This is a genomic window from Microvirga sp. CF3062 (assembly GCF_036314045.1).
Lineage (GTDB): Bacteria > Pseudomonadota > Alphaproteobacteria > Rhizobiales > Beijerinckiaceae > Microvirga.
In genome coordinates this window covers 96,088-115,730 of sequence record NZ_JAYGGN010000002.1, presented here as the reverse complement: position 1 = coordinate 115,730, position 19,643 = coordinate 96,088, and the positions used below count along the sequence as shown (strand labels likewise).

At 61.0% G+C, this 19,643-nt stretch carries 18 protein-coding genes; 10 read left to right on the top strand and 8 right to left on the bottom strand.

Going from position 1 to position 19,643, the window contains the following annotated elements; all coding sequences use genetic code 11:
• Positions 1-30 precede the first annotated feature (30 nt).
• Positions 31-915 (top strand): aldose 1-epimerase family protein, encoded by an 885-nt coding sequence (locus tag VB618_RS03970; RefSeq protein WP_329795227.1) that lies wholly within the window; start codon positions 31-33, stop codon positions 913-915.
• Positions 916-931: 16 nt separating this feature from the next.
• Here the strand turns inward: VB618_RS03970 and VB618_RS03965 are convergent, their stop codons facing one another.
• On the bottom strand, positions 932-1,318 hold the full coding sequence (locus VB618_RS03965) for a response regulator (RefSeq protein ID WP_329795226.1): 387 nt from the start codon (positions 1,316-1,318) through the stop codon (positions 932-934).
• A 70-nt stretch (positions 1,319-1,388) separates the two neighbouring features.
• Here VB618_RS03965 and VB618_RS03960 point away from each other — a divergent pair, with 70 nt between their 5' ends.
• Positions 1,389-1,625 (top strand): hypothetical protein, encoded by a 237-nt coding sequence (locus VB618_RS03960; RefSeq protein ID WP_329795225.1) that lies wholly within the window; start codon positions 1,389-1,391, stop codon positions 1,623-1,625.
• Between the two features lie 95 nt (positions 1,626-1,720).
• Here the strand turns inward: VB618_RS03960 and VB618_RS03955 are convergent, their stop codons facing one another.
• Positions 1,721-1,936 carry a hypothetical protein gene (locus VB618_RS03955; RefSeq protein ID WP_329795223.1) on the bottom strand — a complete coding sequence of 72 codons (216 nt, stop codon included), beginning with the start codon at positions 1,934-1,936 and terminating at the stop codon, positions 1,721-1,723.
• Between the two features lie 358 nt (positions 1,937-2,294).
• On the opposite strand from VB618_RS03955, the gene VB618_RS03950 reads away from it, so the two are divergent.
• The 7 genes from VB618_RS03950 (at position 2,295) to VB618_RS03920 (ending at position 11,264) form a co-directional block, all read left to right on the top strand.
• The gene (locus VB618_RS03950; protein WP_442931637.1) at positions 2,295-3,839 is read left to right on the top strand and encodes a UbiA family prenyltransferase; all 1,545 of its coding nucleotides are present in this window, start codon (positions 2,295-2,297) and stop codon (positions 3,837-3,839) included.
• An 80-nt stretch (positions 3,840-3,919) separates the two neighbouring features.
• A complete protein-coding gene (locus tag VB618_RS03945; RefSeq protein ID WP_329795222.1) occupies positions 3,920-4,315 on the top strand; it encodes a GtrA family protein in 396 nt (131 codons plus the stop codon).
• On the top strand, positions 4,312-5,646 hold the full coding sequence (locus tag VB618_RS03940) for an FAD-binding oxidoreductase (protein WP_329795221.1): 1,335 nt from the start codon (positions 4,312-4,314) through the stop codon (positions 5,644-5,646). Before VB618_RS03945 ends, VB618_RS03940 begins: the two co-directional genes overlap by 4 nt.
• Positions 5,646-6,389, top strand: coding sequence for an SDR family oxidoreductase (locus VB618_RS03935; protein WP_329795220.1), 744 nt, complete (start codon positions 5,646-5,648; stop codon positions 6,387-6,389). The genes VB618_RS03940 and VB618_RS03935 overlap by 1 nt, the downstream gene beginning before the upstream one ends.
• Positions 6,390-6,415: 26 nt before the next feature.
• The gene (locus VB618_RS03930; RefSeq protein ID WP_329795218.1) at positions 6,416-8,029 is read left to right on the top strand and encodes a hypothetical protein; all 1,614 of its coding nucleotides are present in this window, start codon (positions 6,416-6,418) and stop codon (positions 8,027-8,029) included.
• Entirely contained in the window at positions 8,026-9,639 is a 1,614-nt protein-coding gene (locus tag VB618_RS03925) for a hypothetical protein (RefSeq protein ID WP_329795217.1), read from the top strand. Before VB618_RS03930 ends, VB618_RS03925 begins: the two co-directional genes overlap by 4 nt.
• A gap of 2 nt (positions 9,640-9,641) precedes the next feature.
• Positions 9,642-11,264, top strand: coding sequence for a hypothetical protein (locus tag VB618_RS03920; RefSeq protein WP_329795216.1), 1,623 nt, complete (start codon positions 9,642-9,644; stop codon positions 11,262-11,264).
• Between the two features lie 11 nt (positions 11,265-11,275).
• Here the strand turns inward: VB618_RS03920 and VB618_RS03915 are convergent, their stop codons facing one another.
• On the bottom strand, positions 11,276-12,454 hold the full coding sequence (locus VB618_RS03915) for a glycosyltransferase family 87 protein (protein ID WP_329795215.1): 1,179 nt from the start codon (positions 12,452-12,454) through the stop codon (positions 11,276-11,278).
• A 212-nt stretch (positions 12,455-12,666) separates the two neighbouring features.
• Between VB618_RS03915 and VB618_RS03910 the strand changes: the two genes are divergently transcribed.
• The gene (locus VB618_RS03910; protein WP_329795214.1) at positions 12,667-13,857 is read left to right on the top strand and encodes a YihY/virulence factor BrkB family protein; all 1,191 of its coding nucleotides are present in this window, start codon (positions 12,667-12,669) and stop codon (positions 13,855-13,857) included.
• 197 nt (positions 13,858-14,054) lie between these two features.
• On the opposite strand, the gene VB618_RS03905 is transcribed toward VB618_RS03910, so the two are convergent.
• The 5 genes from VB618_RS03905 to VB618_RS03885 all read right to left on the bottom strand — a co-directional run bounded on the left by VB618_RS03905 (position 14,055) and on the right by VB618_RS03885 (position 19,641).
• Positions 14,055-15,089, bottom strand: coding sequence for a UDP-glucuronic acid decarboxylase family protein (locus tag VB618_RS03905; protein WP_329795213.1), 1,035 nt, complete (start codon positions 15,087-15,089; stop codon positions 14,055-14,057).
• A gap of 112 nt (positions 15,090-15,201) precedes the next feature.
• Entirely contained in the window at positions 15,202-16,311 is a 1,110-nt protein-coding gene (locus VB618_RS03900; RefSeq protein WP_329795212.1) for a CgeB family protein, read from the bottom strand.
• Positions 16,308-17,402: a CgeB family protein gene (locus VB618_RS03895; RefSeq protein ID WP_329795211.1), complete on the bottom strand. Its 1,095-nt coding sequence runs from the start codon at positions 17,400-17,402 to the stop codon at positions 16,308-16,310. The genes VB618_RS03900 and VB618_RS03895 overlap by 4 nt, the downstream gene beginning before the upstream one ends.
• Positions 17,399-18,511: a CgeB family protein gene (locus VB618_RS03890; protein WP_329795210.1), complete on the bottom strand. Its 1,113-nt coding sequence runs from the start codon at positions 18,509-18,511 to the stop codon at positions 17,399-17,401. The genes VB618_RS03895 and VB618_RS03890 overlap by 4 nt, the downstream gene beginning before the upstream one ends.
• Complete coding sequence (locus VB618_RS03885) at positions 18,508-19,641, bottom strand: glycosyltransferase family 4 protein (protein WP_329795209.1); 1,134 nt, start codon at positions 19,639-19,641, stop codon at positions 18,508-18,510. Before VB618_RS03885 ends, VB618_RS03890 begins: the two co-directional genes overlap by 4 nt.
• Positions 19,642-19,643: the final 2 nt, after the last annotated feature.

The window sequence follows — 19,643 nt, the reverse complement described above, 5'->3', positions numbered from 1 at the left end:
GCCAGTGTCACGAGAAAGGGAGCTTGAAGAATGAGCGTCGTCATCTCCAGTCCGCAGCTGCGCGCACAGGTGTCTGCCGATGGGGCCGAGCTCATTCGGCTTCAGGATGAGCAGGGACGTGACTGGTTGTGGGACGGAGATCCTGCCTTCTGGGCCGGGCGCTCTCCCCTGCTCTTCCCTATTGTCGGTCGCGTCAGGAACGACCGCATCCGTGCCGATGGCATGGAGTACGAACTGCCCAAGCATGGCTTTGCCCGCACATCTCGCTTCGACATCGAAGAAGCAAGCCCATCTCATTGCCGCCTTCGGCTCTGCTCCAGCGAAGCCACGCTCCAGCGCTATCCCTTTCCTTTCCAACTTGACGTGAGCTATGCGGTTGAGGGCGCCACTTTGAGCATCACCGCGAGCGTGGCGAATACCGGCTCCTCAGACATGCCTGTCTCATTTGGGTTCCACCCGGCCTTTCGGTGGCCCCTGCCCTATGACTCCCCGCGCGATGCCCATGAGATTCAGTTCGAGCAGGAGGAAACGGCGCCGATTCGTCGATCTCTTGAGGGTCTGATCAAGCGCGAGGCCGAGCCGAGTCCTGTGCAGGGCCGTACCCTCGCCTTGCGCGACAATCTCTTCGAGGCGGATGCTCTTGTGTTCGATCAGTTGGGAAGCCGTTCCGTCGAATATGGTGCGCGTGACAGTGCTTCGCTGCGTGTCGACTTCCATGACATGCCGCATTTAGGGATCTGGACCAAGCCGGGCGCAGGCTTCGTCTGCATCGAGCCCTGGCAGGGCTATGCGGATCCACAAGACTTTGTAGGCGACTTCTCAGACAAGCCTGGAACAGTTTCCATCCAATCCGGAGAGACTCGCCGCTTCGCGATCACTATCACTGTCAAGCCTCCAGTTCGGCAACCGGCATGAGACAGTCAGATCGAGATCAATGGCTCGTCACGAGCTCGCGGATCTGCTGAACGACATCGTCGCTGCAATAGGGTTTCGACACGAACCGCCCGTCATCGGGAAGTGTCTCGGGACCCGGACGATGATAGGCCGAGGAAATCAGGAGTGAGATGTGCGGCCAGCGCTGCTGGACGTTTTCCGCAAGATCCAGTCCATTCATGGAGCCTGGCATGTCGATGTCCGTAAAGAGAACCTGCACGTCGTGGGAGCAGGATTCCAGAACCGCCAGCGCAACATCGGCATTGGCAGCCTCGAGGACATGAAAGCCAGCATCCTGCAGATCGTCGGCCGCTGCCATGCGCACGAGCGGCTCGTCCTCGACCAGCAGAACGACAGGAAAGCGATGTGAATAGTTGTTCATCATGAGGCTGGGAACGAAACTAACCTATGTTAGTTCCTACTGCTTAGGTAGTTATCGAGCGGGGGATCGCGCCATGACGTCGCACAAGTTCAAAGTCGGGGACCGGGTGCATCTGGTCAAGCTTGCAAGCACCAACACGGTGGAAGCTTTCCTGAACATGGTGACAACCATCGACAGCACGCGCCCTGACGATGTGTGGGAGGTCACCCGTCTCCTCCCCTCGGACCAAGCAGGCTTTCAGTATCACGTGCGAGGGACCCATCAGGGTCCTGCCCGTCTCGTCCGTGAGGAGCAGTTGCAGCCTATCTGATGCTACGACAGTACCGCAGCAGCAAAGGCTGCCTGATCAAGACTTCCACATAGTGTCACCACCGGCGGTCTTAGTAGACCGCCACGCAGGATGCCTTAGCCTGCCTTGCGGAGAAGAACACCAGTCTCGCGCTCGACCTGATTGGTGCATGGGTGCTGGCGTCGGAAATCGTGAAGCTCCTGCCTGACCGTCTCCAGCACGGGATCGAAGGCCGGCCCATGCTCTTTGGCGATGTCGACGAGGACATCAATCGCCCGGAGCAGGCGCTCCTCAGTAACAGGCTCCCACTTGCGCCCTGACCATTCGTCCATCTCAGATCCTCCTCATGGATTGAGACAAACACTGGCCCAACATCCTTGCCGCTCGGTTAAAGGTGATGGTTAACGATTCTCGCCTCAACAGACATCCTGTTGCTTTCAGAGATCCGCCCTTCAGGTTTACGAAACAAACCCTTTCATGAAACTTTTTACAGCCGTGTTTGTTGGTTCGCCGTCAAGTTCTGCCCGACTGCCATGAAATGACGAGCCTGGATCAGCCAGATGACGATGCTCATTGGCTGAGAGGGACGAAATGGCTTGGCATGGAGCACGTGTGCTCCATGTACACAGCGGCAGAATGAGCGAACACGCGTTCTTTGATGTTTTTGTAAAAGGGGAGCACGGGCTCTTGGTGCAATCTGAACTCAAATCGCAGACCTTGCCCCATCGTGCCCGCAGCCTTCGCCCTCATGAGCGTCCCGAGCGCCAGTATGAGAGGGATGAGGCGCATTGGACAACCCTTGAGATCGAGACTCCCAAAGAGGCGTCCCGCCCTCTCGTTGTGGATCTTGACGGCACCCTGATCGCCTCCGACCTGCTGATCGAGACCGCCTTCTCGGAATTGGGACGCCGGCCGCAATCCATCGTCGACATGCTGATGGCCCTCTCCCGTGGCAAGGCCGCCCTGAAGCACCGCTTGTCGGAGCCCGTCGATTTCAATCCGGGAACGTTGCCCTACGACCCCGAGGTCCTGAGCCTGATCCGTCAGGCCAGAGCGGCAGGCCGCCCTGTTTATCTCGCGTCCGCCAGTCACCAACGGCTGGTGGAGAGCATCGCCGACCACCTCGGCCTCTTCACCGGATGGTTCGCGTCCAACGAGACCACAAACCTGGCCGGCCACAGGAAAGCCCAGCAGCTTGTGGAGGCCTTCGGCGAGCGCGGCTTCGACTATGTCGGCAATGATGCCGCCGACCTGCCCGTCTGGGAAAAGGCCGCAAAGTCGATTGCCATCCGCACCCCTGCCGGGGTCCGGAGAAGACTTGCCCTTCAATGTCCCGATGCAGAGCACCTGAACCATGCACGCCCGACGTGGCGCACCTGGGCCAAGATGCTGCGCGTGCATCAATATGCTAAGAACGCCCTCATCTTCCTCCCGCTCCTCGCGGCTCATCTGTTCACGCTGGAGGCCGTCACCCAGGCCATTCTGGCCTTCGTGGCCTTCTCGCTCTGTGCCTCGAGCATCTACATCCTCAACGACCTGGTGGATCTGCAGGATGATCGGGGCCATCGCAGCAAGTGCAAGCGGCCTTTGCCGAGCGGCGCCATTCCCCTGATGCACGGCGTGATGGCCATACCGGTTCTCTTCCTCGCAGCCTTGGTGGTCGGGTCTGCGGTGTCGCTGTCGTTCCTAGGGGTGCTGCTTGGCTACTTTGCCCTCACCACCGCATATTCGTTCGTGCTCAAGCGCATGATGGTCGTCGATGTGATCACGCTGGCAGGCCTTTACTCGGTTCGGGTGATCGGCGGCGCTGTCGCGACATCCGTGGCCGTATCGGAGTGGCTGATCGCCTTCAGCATGATGATCTTCATGTCCCTGGCCCTGATCAAGCGCTACGTGGAACTGGCAGCCCGCCGTGATGCCAACCTCCCCGACCCGACCAGCCGAGACTACAAGAACAGCGACCTGGACATCGTGGCAGCCCTTGCTGCGGCTGCGGGCTTCAATGCCGTGACAATACTGGCGCTCTACATCTCAAGCGACAGCATCAACGAACTCTATTCACGCCCTCAGCTTCTCTGGCTCGTGGGACCGCTGCTCATGTTCTGGATTGCTCGCGCACTGATGCTCGCCGGGCGGCGGATCATGGATGACGATCCCGTGGTGTTCGCGCTCAAAGACAAGGGCAGCCTGCTCACCGTGGCAGCTGCTGTCGTCCTGATCGTGGCTGCCGTCTAGGCCATGTCTATCAAGTCAGTGATCGGAGAGCGCGAGCTCCTGCCAAAGCCTCCCGCAGATCCTCGGGGAGAGCGGGACCGATGATGTTCGTCCGCTATGTCGTGTTCGCCATCATTGCGACGCTGGTCAATCTCTTTACCCAGGAAGTCGTCATCCGGATCGCGCCGGTGGCCCCCTTGGCTCTGTCCATCCTGATGGGAACGGCCGCAGGCTTCATCCTCAAATACGTGCTCGACAAGAAGTGGGTGTTCGAGGATGACTATGGCGGCCACCGGCAGGAGGTGCAGAAGATCACCCTTTATGGTGCCTTCAGCGTCCTGACCACCTTGGTATTCTGGGGCTTCGAGGTGGCTTTCTGGATGATTTGGCAGACGGATCTGGCAAAATATACCGGTGCGGTGCTCGGACTTGCGATTGGCTATGCCGCCAAGTTCATTCTGGATCGGACCTTCGTGTTCAAGGAGCGGCAGGCATGACGGAACTCACCGGTTGGGGACGCTACCCCCGCCATCCGTCAGAGACCCTCAGCCCCCTGTCCCCCAAAGCCCTCCCTTCCCTGATGGCCTCCCGGACCGGGCTGGTGGCCCGTGGCAACGGGCGCGCCTATGGCGACGCCGCCATCGGAGAACGGGTCACTCTCATGGCCCGAGGGCTCGATCGCATCCAGGCTTTCGATCACGCAATGGGCCGCATCCAGGTGGAAGCAGGCGTCCTGCTCTCCGATCTGCTCGAGGTCGTGGTCCCGAAGGGCTTTTTCCCTCCTGTCGTGCCGGGCACCAAGTTCGTCACCATCGGCGGCATGATCGCCTCGGACGTGCATGGCAAGAACCACCACCGAGACGGCGGGTTCGGTGACCACGTGGAAAGCCTGACCCTGGCTCTGCCGGACGGAAGCATCGTCACCTGCTCGCGTGACGAGAATCCCCAACTCCTGTCCGCCACCATCGGCGGGATGGGCCTCACGGGGACCATCCTCGATGCCACCTTTAATCTCCGGCCTATCGAGACCGGGTGGATGCGCCAGACAAGCATTGTCGCCCGCAATCTCGACGACGCCATTCGGGCCCTTCAGGAGACGGGCAGCGCGACTTATTCGGTAGCCTGGGTCGACTGCCTGGCCCGTGGCGCCTCGCTCGGTCGTTCGCTGATCTTCGCGGCTGAGCATGCCACGCAGCGGGACTTGGACGCCCTTCGCCCCGGAGGCGAGCTCTATCCCTCCTCCAGGCTTGGACGCCTGGGCGTCCCGCTCGACCTGCCCTCCTTCACTCTCAACCGCCTGTCGGTGTCCACCTTCAACGAGCTGTACTTCCGGGCAGGAGCTTTGAAATCCGGCTATCCTTTGCTGGTTCACTGGAATCCCTACTTCTTCCCCCTCGACGGGATCGGCAACTGGAACCGCATCTATGGGCGGCGCGGCTTCCTGCAGTATCAATGCGTCATCCCCACCGCGCATGCTCAGGCTGTTCTCGGCAGCATCCTCGAGCGCATCTCCAAGCATGGCAGCGCGTCCTTCCTGGCCGTGCTTAAGCAGTTGGGCGCGAGCCACGGGGATCTCTCGTTCCCGCTTGAAGGCTTCACCCTGACCCTCGACCTGCCCGTCAGCGACGATGCCTTCCCCCTGCTCGACGAGCTTGACCGCTTGGTGGTCGAAGCCGGGGGGCGGCTCTATCTAGCCAAGGATGCAAGGCAGTCGCCTGCAACCTTCGAGGCCGGTTACCCCGGATTGTCCCGCTTTCGCGACCTGCGGCGGGCCATCGGTGCAACCGGCCGGATTTCTTCGCGTTTGTCGGTACGGCTGGGCATCTGATGGAACCTTCGAAAACCCTTCTTCTTGTCGGCGGCACCTCCGATATCGGACGCGCCACGGCCCTGCATTACGCCCAGGCTGGATGGCAGGTGCAGCTTGCCGCCCGAAACGAGGACGAGGCCCATCGCAATGCCGGCGACATCCGCGCACGTACCGGCGCCGAGGTGACGGTGCACCGGCTCGATATTCTCGAGACCGGCGCCTTCGGGAGCTTTCTCGACACTCTGCCTGCGATGCCGGATACGGTGGTCTGCGTTGTCGGCGAATTGGGCGATCAGGCGAAGGGTCAGGCCGATATTACTCACGCATCCCTCGTGCTGCGAACGAACTTCGAAGGTCCGGCGCTCCTGCTCGGATTGTTCGCCGAGCGTTTCCTTGCGCGCGGATCCGGCACTCTCGTGGGCGTGAGTTCCGTGGCAGGCGATCGCGGCCGCGGCTCCAACTATCTCTATGGCGCCGCCAAGGCGGGCTTTACGGCGTTCCTGTCGGGCCTGCGCAACCGCCTGGCGCCAAAGGGCCTGCGGGTGATGACAGTCAAACCCGGTTTCGTACGCACGCAGATGACAGCCGGCATGAAGCTGCCGCCCGTCCTCACCGCGGAACCCGGCGAGGTCGGGCGCGCCATCTTCACGGCGGCCGAGAAGAGCAGCCGTGACGTGATCTACGTACGCCCGATCTGGCGGCCCGTCATGATGGCGATCGGGAGCATTCCCGAACGTTTCTTCAAGCGCTTGCGCCTCTAACCCCTGACGCACGGAGGACAGAAATCATGCGGCTCTGGACTGAGCGCCCCATGAAAGTGGGTCCGATTCTGCTCGCAGCCGCGGCCTTCCTCGCCCTGCTGCTCGCCCTTCCGGGGCAAACCGTCACGACCCGCTATCTGAATGACCTCTTCGTCATTCTGGACGGCGCCTACCGGGTTGCCGCAGGCCAAGTGCCGAACCAGGACTTCCACACGCCTCTAGGGCCCTTCGCGTATTATCTTTCGGCTGCAGGTTATGCGCTTTCGGGAACCCTCGGCGGCACCATGCCCACGGCCATGGCTCTGATGACGCTCCTGCTCGCCCTGCCGATGGCGCACGTTCTCGGCTCGCGGCTTCATCCTTTCCTTGCTATTCCTTACGGCGTGTTCCTCCTCCTGATCGTGGCAGTGCCTGTCAATCTCGGCGAGGGCGTCACCTCCCTGTCGTTTGCCAAGTTCTACAATCGGATCGGCTGGGCTGCCTTGGGCGTGCTCATCGTAATGTATCTTCGCCCACTGAGCACCGACCGGCGCCAGACGCTTCTTGATACGGCCTGTGCGACCGCCCTCACTCTGCTGATGCTCTACACGAAGCTCAGCTACGGTGCTGTGGCCCTTGCCTTCCTTCTGTTCATGCTTTCCGACCGGCAGCAGCGCCGCTGGTCTGCTAACGCCCTTGGAATCACGATCCTCGCGGCGCTCATCATCGAGCTCATCTGGCAATCTTCCCTCGCCCATCTGGCCGATCTGCAGCTGGCCTTCGACGTAGGTGGCGGGTTGCGCGGCACCTGGGGGCAGATCGTGGATCATGTCCTCGTGAACCTCACGGATTATGTCCTGCTCGGTCTGATTGCCGGGATAGCCCTGTACCGCACCCGCACTGTTCGGGACCTTCTGTTCTATGCCTTCTGCGCCGTAGCAGGGTTTCTGATCATCAATCAGAACTTCCAGGCCTGGGGCATCATCATGCTTCACGGCGCGGCGGCTGTTGCCGCGGAGACGATCCTTCGGTCTGAGAGCCGCCAAGCAGGAGCCATCGATCCGGGAGGCTGGTCCACGGCTGCAGGCGCAAAGCTGCTCTTTCTTGCCATGGTGCTGCCCACCGCCATCCATTCCTTGGCAGCACTCAGCCTTCACACGGCTGCAGCGAGCATACGGGCAGGCAACGCCGTCACACTCCCCAACCTGGAGCAGGTTCGGGTCGCGAACCTCTGGACATGGAACGACTACGACACCGCCACCGCTTATCAGGAAGTGCTGCGTGATGGGTTGGACGCCTTATCGAGGCTCGATCCGAAGCCGGAACGGATTCTCGTACTCGACACGGGGAATGTGTTTTCGATGGCGCTCAACGCTCCCCCGGCGCAAGGCGATACGCCATGGCTGCAATGGGACCGCACACTCGGCAGCGCGAACCATATCCCAGCCGAGACGCTACTGGCCGATGTGCAGTTCGTAATGGAGCCGAAACCGGCCGATAGTCCGGACGCCGCAAAAGGACCGCTGCCACAGCTTCAGGCTGTCTATGGCCCCTACATCGCGGTAAATTTCGATGCTGCCGAGGAGACACAGCATTGGAAGCTATATCGCCGCGCCCCTTTGGCTCCTGAGGCGGCCTTAAATCAGGACGGTCGTTCATGACTCCTCTTGAACGACCCACAGCCTGGGTGTCCGGCACGCTCCTTTGTGCGGCGGCGGCGTTCGGATTGCTCCTTGCCCTGCCGGGCCAGACGGTCACGACTGCCTACCTCAACGATCTGTTCATCTTTCTCGACGGTGCGCATCGGATCGCGTCGGGTCAGGTTCCGAACCGCGACTTCCATACGGCCCTGGGTCCCTTGTCGTTCTATGTGCCGGCTCTCGGATATTGGATCTCCGGCAGCATGGGCGGGGCGATGCCGGCAGCCATGGCGGCCACGACCCTCGGGCTTGCCCTGCCCATGATCCACATCCTCAGTTCGCGCCTCCGGCCGGTGGTGGCAATCCCCTATGGCCTGTTCCTGCTCCTGATCGTCGCCGTTCCCACGAATCTTGGCGAGAGCATCGCATCACTGTCTTTCGCGATGTTCTACAACCGGATCGGATGGGCAGCCCTCAGCCTGCTTCTCGTCCTATATCTTCAGCCCGGAAATCCCGGTAGCCGCCAGAACCTGCTCGATGCTCTCTGCGCCGCAGCTCTCACCCTGATGCTGGTTTACACCAAGGCCACCTACGGTCTCGTTGCCCTGGCATTTCTTGCCTTCATGCTCTTCGACTCCCGCCAGCGACGCTGGGTTTTGTGGGCTCTCGGTCTGATCGTCCTCTCCGCTCTCCTCATCGAGGCCTTCTGGCAATCCTCTCTCTCCCATCTTGAGGATCTCGTGCTCGCAGGCCAGGTTAGCGGAACCCGCGGCATCGTCGATCTGTCGCTGGCCTTCCTCCGCCATATGACTGACTATGTGCTTCTCGCCATCTTTGCCGGTCTGGTGCTGTGGCGAACGCGCAGCCTTCGCGATCTGCTGTTCTTCGGGATCTGCGCGGGTCCTGGCCTGATCATCCAGAGCCAGAACTCGCAGCCCTGGGGGATCATCACGGTGTTCGCCGGCGCGGCCGTCGCAACGGAGATCCTGCTGCGCTCCCGCCGTCTTGCCGGTCATGAAAGCCATGGAATCTTGGCTCAAGGGGCTCCGCTTCTGCTGATCGCCTTTCTCCTACCGACAAGCCTTCACTGCTTCATGGCGCTTGGTGTGCATTCCATCGCGGCCACAGCGCGGACGGGCGAGCCTTTCGGACTACCTCGTTTCGGTGAGCTGAGGCTGACCACTCTTTGGTTGCCGGGCAACCGGAGCTTCATGACCGACTATCTCATGAGCATCCGCGAAGGCGCGCGCCTCCTGAGCGAGCTTCCGGTGAAGCCCGAGAACGTCTCGGTGCTGGATTTTGCCAATCCTTTCTCGGCAGGACTAGGTCTGCCGCCCTCCCGTGGCGACTACGCGTGGCTGCACTGGGGACGCAACATCAATGACGTCAATCACCTGCCTCCGGAACAATTGCTCGGGGGGGTCGATGTGCTGATGGTGCCGAAGGCTGGGATCAACGGCATCCCGCTGCGCAATCTCTACGGAACTTACATTCAAGAGGCATTTGATCCCATCCGCCATACTGATCTATGGACCGTGTACAAGCGCCGTGAAGCGAGCGTGCTCAGCAGCGTCGGACAGTCGTTGGAACATGCAAAGCCATCCCGTGTTGGGGCTGGGGATGGAATGTGACCATGAATGTATCGAAGATACGCCCGGCATGCGTGGCGGCGCTCGTTCTTGCTGTGGCGACGATCTGCGCTCTGCTGCTCGCTTTGCCGGGTCAGACGGTCACGACTCGCTACCTGAACGACCTGTTCATCTTCCTCGATGGCGTTCATCGCGTGAGCGAAGGACAGATTCCTAATCGCGACTTTCACACGGCACTCGGCCCCCTCGTCTATTACGTGCCGGCCCTGGGATATTGGATTTCCGGGCATCTGGGCGCAGCCATGCCGGTAGGGATGGCGCTTATGGTCCTGATGATGGCATTGGCTGCCGCTCACATCGTCAGCACGCGCCTGAGGCCTGCCATTGCTCTTCCCCTTTCCATCTTCCTGATCCTGATCGCAGCCGTTCCCATCAATCTGGGCGAGAGCATCAACGGCCTTTCCTTCGGCATGTTCTACAACCGGATCGGCTGGGCAGCTCTCGGCCTCCTGTTGATCATGTATCTCCGACCGATCCACCGCCGCCCCTTTCAAAGCCTGCTCGATTCCTTCTGCGCCGCCTCGCTGACTCTTCTCATGCTGTATATGAAGCTCAGCTACGGGTTGGTGGGGCTGGGATTTCTCATCCTGATGCTGCTCGATTCACAGCAGCGGCGATGGGCACTGGCGGCATTTGGCCTGGTTCTCGCAGGGGGCCTGCTGATCGAAACCATCTGGGATTCGACCGAAGCCCACATCAACGACCTTCTTCTGGCAGGCGGTGTCAGCGGCAGCTTCAAGTCTCTCGATGAACTCGTTTCCGTGTTCCTCAGGAATCTGGCGGATTATACCCTCTTCGCTCTGTTCGCCGCTTTCGCGCTCTGGCGCACACGGAGCATCCGCGGCTTCCTGTTCTACGGGTTTTGCGCCGGCTCCGGCTTCATGCTGATCATGCAGAACTTCCAGACTGGGGGCATCGTCACCCTCCCGGCCGGAGCGGCTGTGGCGGCGGAACTTCTGGCTCGAACGACGCCGGCATCAGCTGACAGGAAAACCCCGGCCTTGGCCGCGGGCACTCAACTTCTGCTGCTGGCTTTCGTCCTGCCGAGCAGCATTCACCATGCCGCCACTCTCGGCCTCCATGCCGCTCTGGCCAGCACGAACCAGGGGCAAGCCGTGCCTCTGCCCAAGTTCGATCGCGTCAGGCTCGTGCAGCTGTGGACCGAGGATAACTACCCGGTCTTTTCACGCTATCTCGAAAGCCTCGGCGACGGCGCTCGGGCCCTTTCTGCACTCGGCGAAGAGGCGGGCCGGGTCCACGTCCTCGATTTCGTAGGCCCTTTCTCGGCCGGTCTCGGCCTTGCGCCGCCAAAAGGCGACAGCACATGGCATCATTGGGGCCGCACAATCAACGAACACCACCATCTTCCTCCTGAAACTCTCTTTCAGGATGTCCGTGTCGTGATGCAGCCGAAATGGCCGGTTGAGTTCGCAACGGCCGAAGGTCTGCGCCAGATTTATTCGGACTACCTGTCCGATCACTATGACCTTGAAGAGGAAACGAAGGACTGGAAGGTCTATGTCCTGCGCGAGCCTGCGGAAACCGTCAGCCGCTCGCCTGAAGACGATCAGGACGAAGAGGAAACATTCTCCTCCAGCGGCGGCTGACTGGCGCATCCTCAAGAAGCGCTTTGCCTGTAATGGCGCTCGAGCAACGGCATCGCGTCCGGCTTCCGTTGTCCGTGCTGCCGGATGCGGCGCCACTCGTCGGCAATGAGGATGGCGAGGCACAGCACCAGCGACCAGCCATAGACGGACCCTACGGTCAGCTGAGTCCAAGCCGGCTTGCCCAGTTGATCGATGATGAAGGGGACCGGAATGATGAGCAGCAGGGCGACGACACGCATGAGCATCCGGTTCCAATGCATCACGATCACAGGAAGCAGGAACAGGGTGTAGTGAATCCAGCCGAGAGGCGAAGCCAGGATTGAGGCCAGGAGTGCCATGGCGCTGACCGTGAGAACATCGGGCCGTCGCCACAATGCCCATGCCGCCAACCCCATCAAGAGAAGAAAGCCAAGCACCAGACCGATCGAGGGAATCCCGGCTCGCGCGGCAAGACCGGCAAAGGATCCATTCGTGAGAAAGAGAGCACGGTCCCCGTCCGCAGCGACGAGTTCGAACCACTGGAGGTAAACATCGGGCCCATAGATCGCCAGCGGGATCAGGCTGATGGCGCCCGCGGTGATGAAGGCAGCAAGCGCAGACCGATGCTGCCCGGAGAGAAGCAGAAGCACGGGCCAGACCAAGAAGTTCGGTTTCATGGCCACGATAATGCCGATGAGGATTCCTGCCCAGAGCCCCACTCCGCGTTCAAGCAGCAGCCACGCTGCAACGCCGGCGAGAACTAGGGGCAGATAGATCTGCCCGAGAAAGAGCGTGTCCCAGAACCCGGCGAGCGCAAAAGCCCACACGGCGATGACCAGAGCCTCGGCACGGTTCTTGACACGACTGACGAGAAGCAGGATCGCCGCCGCATAGACAGCCACCGAGATCCAGCGCCAGACCTGGTAGGTCACATAGGGATCGGCCACATCGAAGGCTTGGAACAGAAGCGCCGAGATCGGCGGATTGAGGTTGGGGTTCCACGACTCGAATCCTGGCAGCTCCACGCGAAGGGTCAGCGGATAGATGCCATAAGGATTGAGCCCCTCGCTTGCTGCACGGCCGGATGCCACGAAGGATCCAAAATCCCACAGGCCGGGCTCATTGAGGATGCGGGGAAGCTCGGCGCGGATCGCCAGAAGAGCCGCTATGACAATGAGGAGGCCAGTAATCCAGCGCGCGGCTGCCTTCATTGCTGATCCTTAAGGTCAAGGTTGAAAGAGACTTTTTGGTTGTAGTGCGGCCCTGTTCGAAACCTACCCCTGCAAGGATTTCTTCCAGAACTCTGCAGGCGCCGACTTTGATGGCTGAGACAACCGATTGGAACCGCTGTCTAATTTGGGAGGTTTACGGTTGAGCCAAGGCCGTTCCGGCTGGCAATCGACAAGTGAGGCTGTGTCTGACTATGGCGAATAATCCGGCTGTCCAGCAACCTGGAACGCAGCAAACTTCATCGGCCACAACGACCATGTGGGCTGTGGTTCTCGGCTGGGCCCTCGTGAGGCTCGTCGCATCCGGGGAGCGCCGCCCTGTCCCGGCCACAGCCGGACGCCCAGCTCGGCGTCCTCAGCAGCAGGGCACGAGCCAAAACCGTGACCGCGATACTGGTTTCGCGGAGAAGCAGCATTCATCACCCGACGCAGCCAATGAAAAGGGCCGCGGACGCAGCGCGGATACGCCGACCGAAATTCCCTCTCAGGGTTGGAAGGACATCCTGTGGCGCACCTATGAGGAGTTCGGCAAGGACCGGGTGATGTCCGTTGCCGCCGGCGTGACCTATTATGCCCTTCTTGCCATTTTCCCGGCCATCGCTGCTCTGGTCTCACTCTATGGCCTCTTCGCTGATCCCGTGTCACTGCAGGATCACCTCAATACCCTATCGGGTGTCCTTCCCAGCGGCGCCCTCGACATCATTCGCGAGCAGGTCACGCGGATCGCCTCGCAAGGCGGAGGGACCTTGGGACTCAGCTTCGTCATCGGTCTCGTCATCTCGCTTTGGAGCGCCAATGCCGGGATGAAGGCAGTCTTCGATGCACTCAACATCGTCTATGGCGAGGAAGAGAAGAGAAGCTTCATCAAGCTGAACGCCATGTCTCTCGCGTTCACCCTGGGAGCGATCGTCTTCATTATCCTCGCTATCACGGGAATTATCGTCCTTCCGATCCTTCTGGATTTCATCGGTCTGGGCAGCAGCCTCGAGTGGCTGCTATCCCTGGCACGTTGGCCGGTCCTGCTGCTTGTCGTCGTGTTCGGTCTGTCGCTGGTCTATCGCTACGGCCCGAGCCGCGACAAGGCTGAATGGAAATGGGTCACCCCGGGCGGCATTATCGCTGCCGTACTCTGGCTTGCCGTATCGATGCTGTTCTCGTGGTATGTGGCGAATTTCGGCAGCTACAACGAGACCTATGGTTCGCTGGGCGCGGTGATCGGCTTCATGACCTGGATCTGGATCTCAAGTGTGGTTGTTTTGCTTGGGGCCGAGATCAACGCCGAGATGGAGCACCAGACCGCCAAGGACACGACGGAAGGGGCTCATCAGCCTATGGGTACCCGTGGCGCACAGATGGCGGACACGGTCGGCGTTGCGAAGAGCTGATCCGGTAGATATAGACGACAAAGGCGCTCCTGAGGGAGCGCCTTTTTTGTGCTTTATGGAGTGTGAGCAGAGTGCATCCTACGATCAGGCGCACCTCCTCGAGGCTCTTCACGAGCTAAAGCGGAGTGGCACAGAAAAATGCGCTGGCGGTCCGCCAGCGCATTTGCAGAAGTCTCTGATAGGGAGAGTAGCGGGGACTAGGCCTGCCCCATTGGAACCGCACTCCCCAGAGCAGGCGAAGTCCGATTGGATTTGTCGTCATGGGCTCTCTCGTCGGAGAACCACGCGATTGTGGCCTTCAGGCCAACTTCAAGAGAAGTACGAGGAGACCAGCCGAGGAGTTGCTTGGCGCGCGTGATGTCGGGACGGCGTCGGCGCGGATCGTCAACTGGAAGAGGCCGGGTGACGACGCGGGAGGACGAGCCCGTCATTGCCAGAACCTTTTCGGCGAGATCGCCGACGGTCAGCTCAACCGGATTGCCGAGATTAATAGCGCCTGGGAACGGTCCTTGGTAGGCCATAAGGCGGAGAAATCCATCGACGAGATCCGACACGTAGCAGAACGAACGCGTCTGGCTTCCATCTCCATAAATCGTGATGTCCTCGCCGGCCAGAGCCTGGCAGATCACGTTCGATACGACCCGGCCGTCATCGGCGCGCATGCGAGGCCCGTAGGTGTTGAAGATCCGCGCAACTCGAACATCGGCGCGACCGGAGCGGTCGAAGTCGAAGGTCAGGGTTTCAGCGGCGCGCTTGCCTTCGTCGTAGCAGGCCCGAGGGCCCGTGGGGTTGACGTTGCCCCAATAGTTCTCGGTCTGTGGATGGACTTCAGGGTCGCCGTAGATCTCGCTCGTGGATGCAAGGAAGAAGCGTGCCTCGATGTCTTCTGCGAAAGTGAGAAGGTTGTGTGTGCCGACGACGCTCGTCAGCATCGTGTGTTCGGGATCGGCTTGATAATGGGGCGGCGAGGCCGCGCAAGCGAGATTGTAGACCTCGTCGAACTTGATGCGCTTGGAACGCAGGCGAGCCGGCAATGGCTTGATGATATCGCTTTCGACGAGATCGAAGCGCGGCTCACGCTCCAGATGGCACAGATTTTGTCTCCGCCCTGTCTGAAAATTATCGAGGGCGACCACATGAGCGCCTTCGCTGAGAAGAGCATCGCAGAGATGGGATCCCAGGAATCCAGCACCGCCCGCAACAAGGACGTGCTTGCTTTTACCATTCTTCATGCAAACGCTCCTTCTCAGACCGACAATAATGGTCTCGAGGTACAAAGCTTTTCTGGTCCAACGTTGAAGCTTGGCATTGGTTCAACGCGAACCTCCGAATCTATTCACAAGATCAGGCTCCGACTTCCAAAGCGAGAGAAGAATCCCTGCGCGGGCGGTCCATTGCCGCGAGAAGATCCCGCTCCATGGAAGCCGCACGGTGAGCTGCCGTATGCTCGGCCAGAATCCGCCCTTGCGCCGAAGCTCCTAAGGCTTTTCGCCGGGTCTCCATCCATGTATCGAGCACACGGAGCACGTCATCTGGTTTCTCGGCGAGGACAATGTCCTGCCCCGGCTCAAGCAAGGTTTCGATGCCGTCCCAGACGTCGGAAATGATCGGCGTTCCGCAGGCCGCTGCCTCGAAGAGGCGAACGCTCGGGCTGTAGCCGGCGCGGATCATATCGGCCCGGGTGACGTTGAGCGTATAGCGGCTCTTGGCGTAGAACGCCGGATGTTCGCCTGGGGGGACGTGGTCGATACGCTCCACATTGGATGGCCAGTCGATGTCCGCCGGATATTGCGGACCTGCCACGACGAAGCGCAGATGCGGCGCGTGCCGCGCCGGCTCGATCAGCAGCCGCTCGAGGGTCGGCTGCCGGTCGGGGCTATAGGTCCCGAGATAGCTGAGATCCCAATGCTTTTCGTGATCAAGCGCAGGATAAGCCTTCGGGTCGACAGAACAGTATAGTGCCCGTGCCGCCGGCGAGCCGTAATGCTCCATGAGGTGGTCGAGGGTGGGACCCCCGGTGAAGGAAAAGTAAATGTCATAATCGCGGATGAGAGCTGGCGTGATATACTCGTAATCACCTCGCTCCAGCTTCGCGAGCGTCACCGGCGTATCGATGTCGTAGAACGCCACCGTGCCTTTTGCCGTCTGCTGTACCCATTGCCCAACGGCGACGCCTTCGGGCACGTAAGAGCCGACAATGACGGCATCCGCATCAGCAATCGCAGTGCAGTAGCTCCTGAGATCCTCCAGGCTGGAATAAAATTCGAGGCGGCAGAAATCGGGGTCCCTCAGATCGCGGTGGGAGGCATACCAGGGCACGTCACGCTCAAGGAACAGAATGTCATGCTCACGGGCCGCAAAGGCCTTCAGCAGCGCGCGGAAGGTTGTCGCATGGCCGTTCCCCCACGATGAGGACAGGCTCAAGCCCAGAACGACGACGCGGAGCTTGGTCACGCCACGCTCCTTTCACGCTTCAGGGATGCCTCCTCGCGCAGGATCGCGTCCACTTCCGCGCCGCGACGGGTGTAGGTGTGAGCGGCCAGGATCCGAGCTTGGGCGGCATCGCCGATGGCACGGGCACGCTCCGGTGTCAGGGCCTCGACATGATCGGCCACATCTTTCCCGTCGCGAGCCACGAGCACTTCCTCACCCTCTTTCAGGAAGAGATCAAGCCCGACCCAGGCGTCCGTGATCAGGCACGCGCCGGCTCCTGCCGCCTCGAAGACGCGTGTCGCAGGCGAATAACCTGTTGTCGCCATCGAATCTCGGGCGATGTTGAGCACCGCCAGCGGGCTCGTGTTGAAGGCGTTGTGATCGCGCGTATAGACATGGCCGATATGGCGCACGTTCGACGGCATGGCTTTCGTCTCCCAGCCATTGCCGCCGATGAGGAAGCTGCGGTTCGGCAGGCGGGCGGCAGGCTCCAGGAAGAACTGCTCCACGCGGACTTCACGATCCGGCAGGCGGTTGCCGAGGAAGGACAGATCTGCCTTGAAGCGCTCATCTGCCGGCACCGGATGGTGGGTCGATGGATCGCAGGCGTTGTAGATCGGGATGCATCGGCGGGCGCCAAATTCCTCATAGGCTGCGACCACCGGTGGGCCCCCGCCATAGGTAAGCACCAGATCGAGCGACGGCATGGTGCGGTGGAGCGGATGATCCGGGCTTTGGCGCAGTTCGGCGAGGGTAGCCGGGGCGTCCACATCCCAGAAGATGCGGATGGCGTCCGGGCGTGATGCGGCCACGACCCCTTCAAGAAGCTCGTTGTCGAACACGCCGACGCCGGAAGCCTTCACAACCACATCGGCCTTAGCGGCCTCGGCCACTACGCCGCGCATGGCCTCCTCGGTTGCCGGATAGACCTTCACCTCGGCCCAATCCGGCGGTTCGATATCGCGATGCTTCTGGCGATCGAAGGCATCCGGCTCGTAGAAGGTGATGCTGTAGCCGCGGCGGGCGAGGTCGCTCAGCAGACCGCGATAATAGGTGGCGGCGCCGTTCCAGTAGGAGGACAGAAGACTGGAGCCGTAGAAGGCGATTTTCATGCGGACATCTCCATCGGCGCTCCGGCGCCGTGAGTGGCGAGGATGGCAAGAAGCTGTTCGGCCCGGTGGGAACAGGAATGGCGGCCGCGAATGGCGTTGAGACCATTCTCGACCAAGGAGCGGTGCAGCTCGGCATCGTTGCGCACGGCCGTGAGATGGCGCTCCATCTCAGCCTCGTCCCTCGCGACGAGATAATCCTTTCCCGGATTGAACAGGCCTTCCGAGTCGCTCCAGGGAGCGGAGATCAGCGGGATGCCGCAGGCCAGCGCCTCGAACACACGGATGGTGGGGATGCCCGGCAGCATGTCGACATAGAAGCGCCGCGGCACATGCACCGTTGCGAGATGGCGAGCAAACACCTCAGGCGCTCGGGCATTCGGTAGCCAGCCACGATAGGTAACGCCATAGCGGGCCAGCGTCTCGAGCGCATGCTCGGGATAACGGACCCCATAGATATCCAGTGGCAGACCGACGGTCTGTGCTGGGCGGAAAAGGAAGCTTTCCAGTTCAGTGCTGCGCTCGTCATCGCCCCAGTTGCCAATCCAGACGAGGCCCTTCCGCTCGACCTCTTGAGCTGGAGGATGGAAAAGACGGATGTCGGCAGCCTCATGCCAGACATGGACGCGCTCACCCCAGCCCCAGCGACGATAAACCTCCGCAAGAGTCTCACCAAAGGCGAGGACGTCGTCATAGCCATTGAGATCGAATTGACGGATGGCGTTGGGATCACTGACCGCCCGATGGTGCGTGTCGTGGAAGAGGAGCGTGAATCGGCCGCCCTGCCTTCGCACCTTTCCGATGGCGGCAACGAGCCAAGGATCGTTCCATTCATGGACGATCACCACATCCGCATCGGCAAGCGCCTCTTCAAGATCGAGATCAGGATCGAAGGCAGTCGACGTCAATTCGGGATAGAGGCTGCGATATGCATTGAGCCCCGCATCGCCATGATCCTTCAGCAGGTTCTCAAGGCTCCAGGCGCTCCTGGGCTCATAGGCCATCACCTCATGCCCACGATGGATGAGATCGCGCAGCACGCCGCGCAGGAAATGCGCGTTGCCGTGATTCCAGCAGGAGGCAAGGGAATGAGTGAAATAAACGAACTTCATGCGGCAGCGCCTTCAAGGGAGGCTTCACAGGATGTCCCGGCGAGCGCGGACCGATAGGCTCTCAGGACGCCTTCACTCATGGCCTCGACGGTATAAGTTTCAGCCCGCTGTCTGGCTGCGCGCTCCAAAGCGGATCGGGTGCCCGGGTCCTGCACCAAACGCTTGACCGCATCGGTAGCCTCATTCTCATTCCTTGGATCGACGAACAGCGCCGCACCGTCCCAGAGTTCGCGGAAGGTTGGGATGTCTGAGAGGATGAGGGCGCATCCGGCCTGGGCTGCCTCAAGCACGGCGAGACCGAACGGCTCGTAGCGCGCGGCCGACACGAAGATCGGTTGCTTGCTGAGCTGCCGAGCGACATCCTGATCGCTCAAGAGACCAAGAGCCTTGGCATGGCGGGCTTCGACCTGCACGCTATTCGGCCCCTGCAGCGGGCCTGCAGCGAGAACCGGAATTGACAGACGCGCAGCCATGCGATCAATGGTGGCGAAGTTCTTTCCTTCGTCCCAGAGACGCCCCGCAGTGAAGATGAAACTTCTGGAGCGAGCATTCGACGGCACGCCTGAGGCGCGCCTTCCATTTCTGACAACGGTAGGCATCTGCGCGAGGCCATAGGTCTCAGCTGTTGCTTGCGCGAATGCGAGAGTGGGCGCTAGGAGCTTGCTCGCGGAGCCATAGCCCTGTCGGACGAGGTCTGTGCGCCAGGCGAAGTCATCCGGCAGCGGCCCACCTTTTACGGCTTGCCACCAAGTGGCGACGCAGGAATGGCAGGCTGTCACGACCGGAACGTCGAACCGCGCATCGGCTGCCAACGCCGGCGCATTGAGGTGAATGAGATCCGGCCGAATCTGCGCTGCAAGGCGCGATATCGCGTGACCGGCCTCTTTCACCTCACCTCGATGGGATGCAGTCCAATCGAGAGGTAGACCTGTTACGACGAGCTCTGCACCAGCTGCCTCCGCCATGATCTGCTGATCTGCCGAGGGTGCAGGACCTAGCACCGCAATCGTCGTTCTGACACCGTGCGTCAGCAAGCCACCGGCAAGGTCAAGGGCATATTGCCAAACCCCGCCGACCGCATCAGCTGTCATGAGCACGTGCAGGCTCTTTGCGGTTTTAGACGTGGTCATCG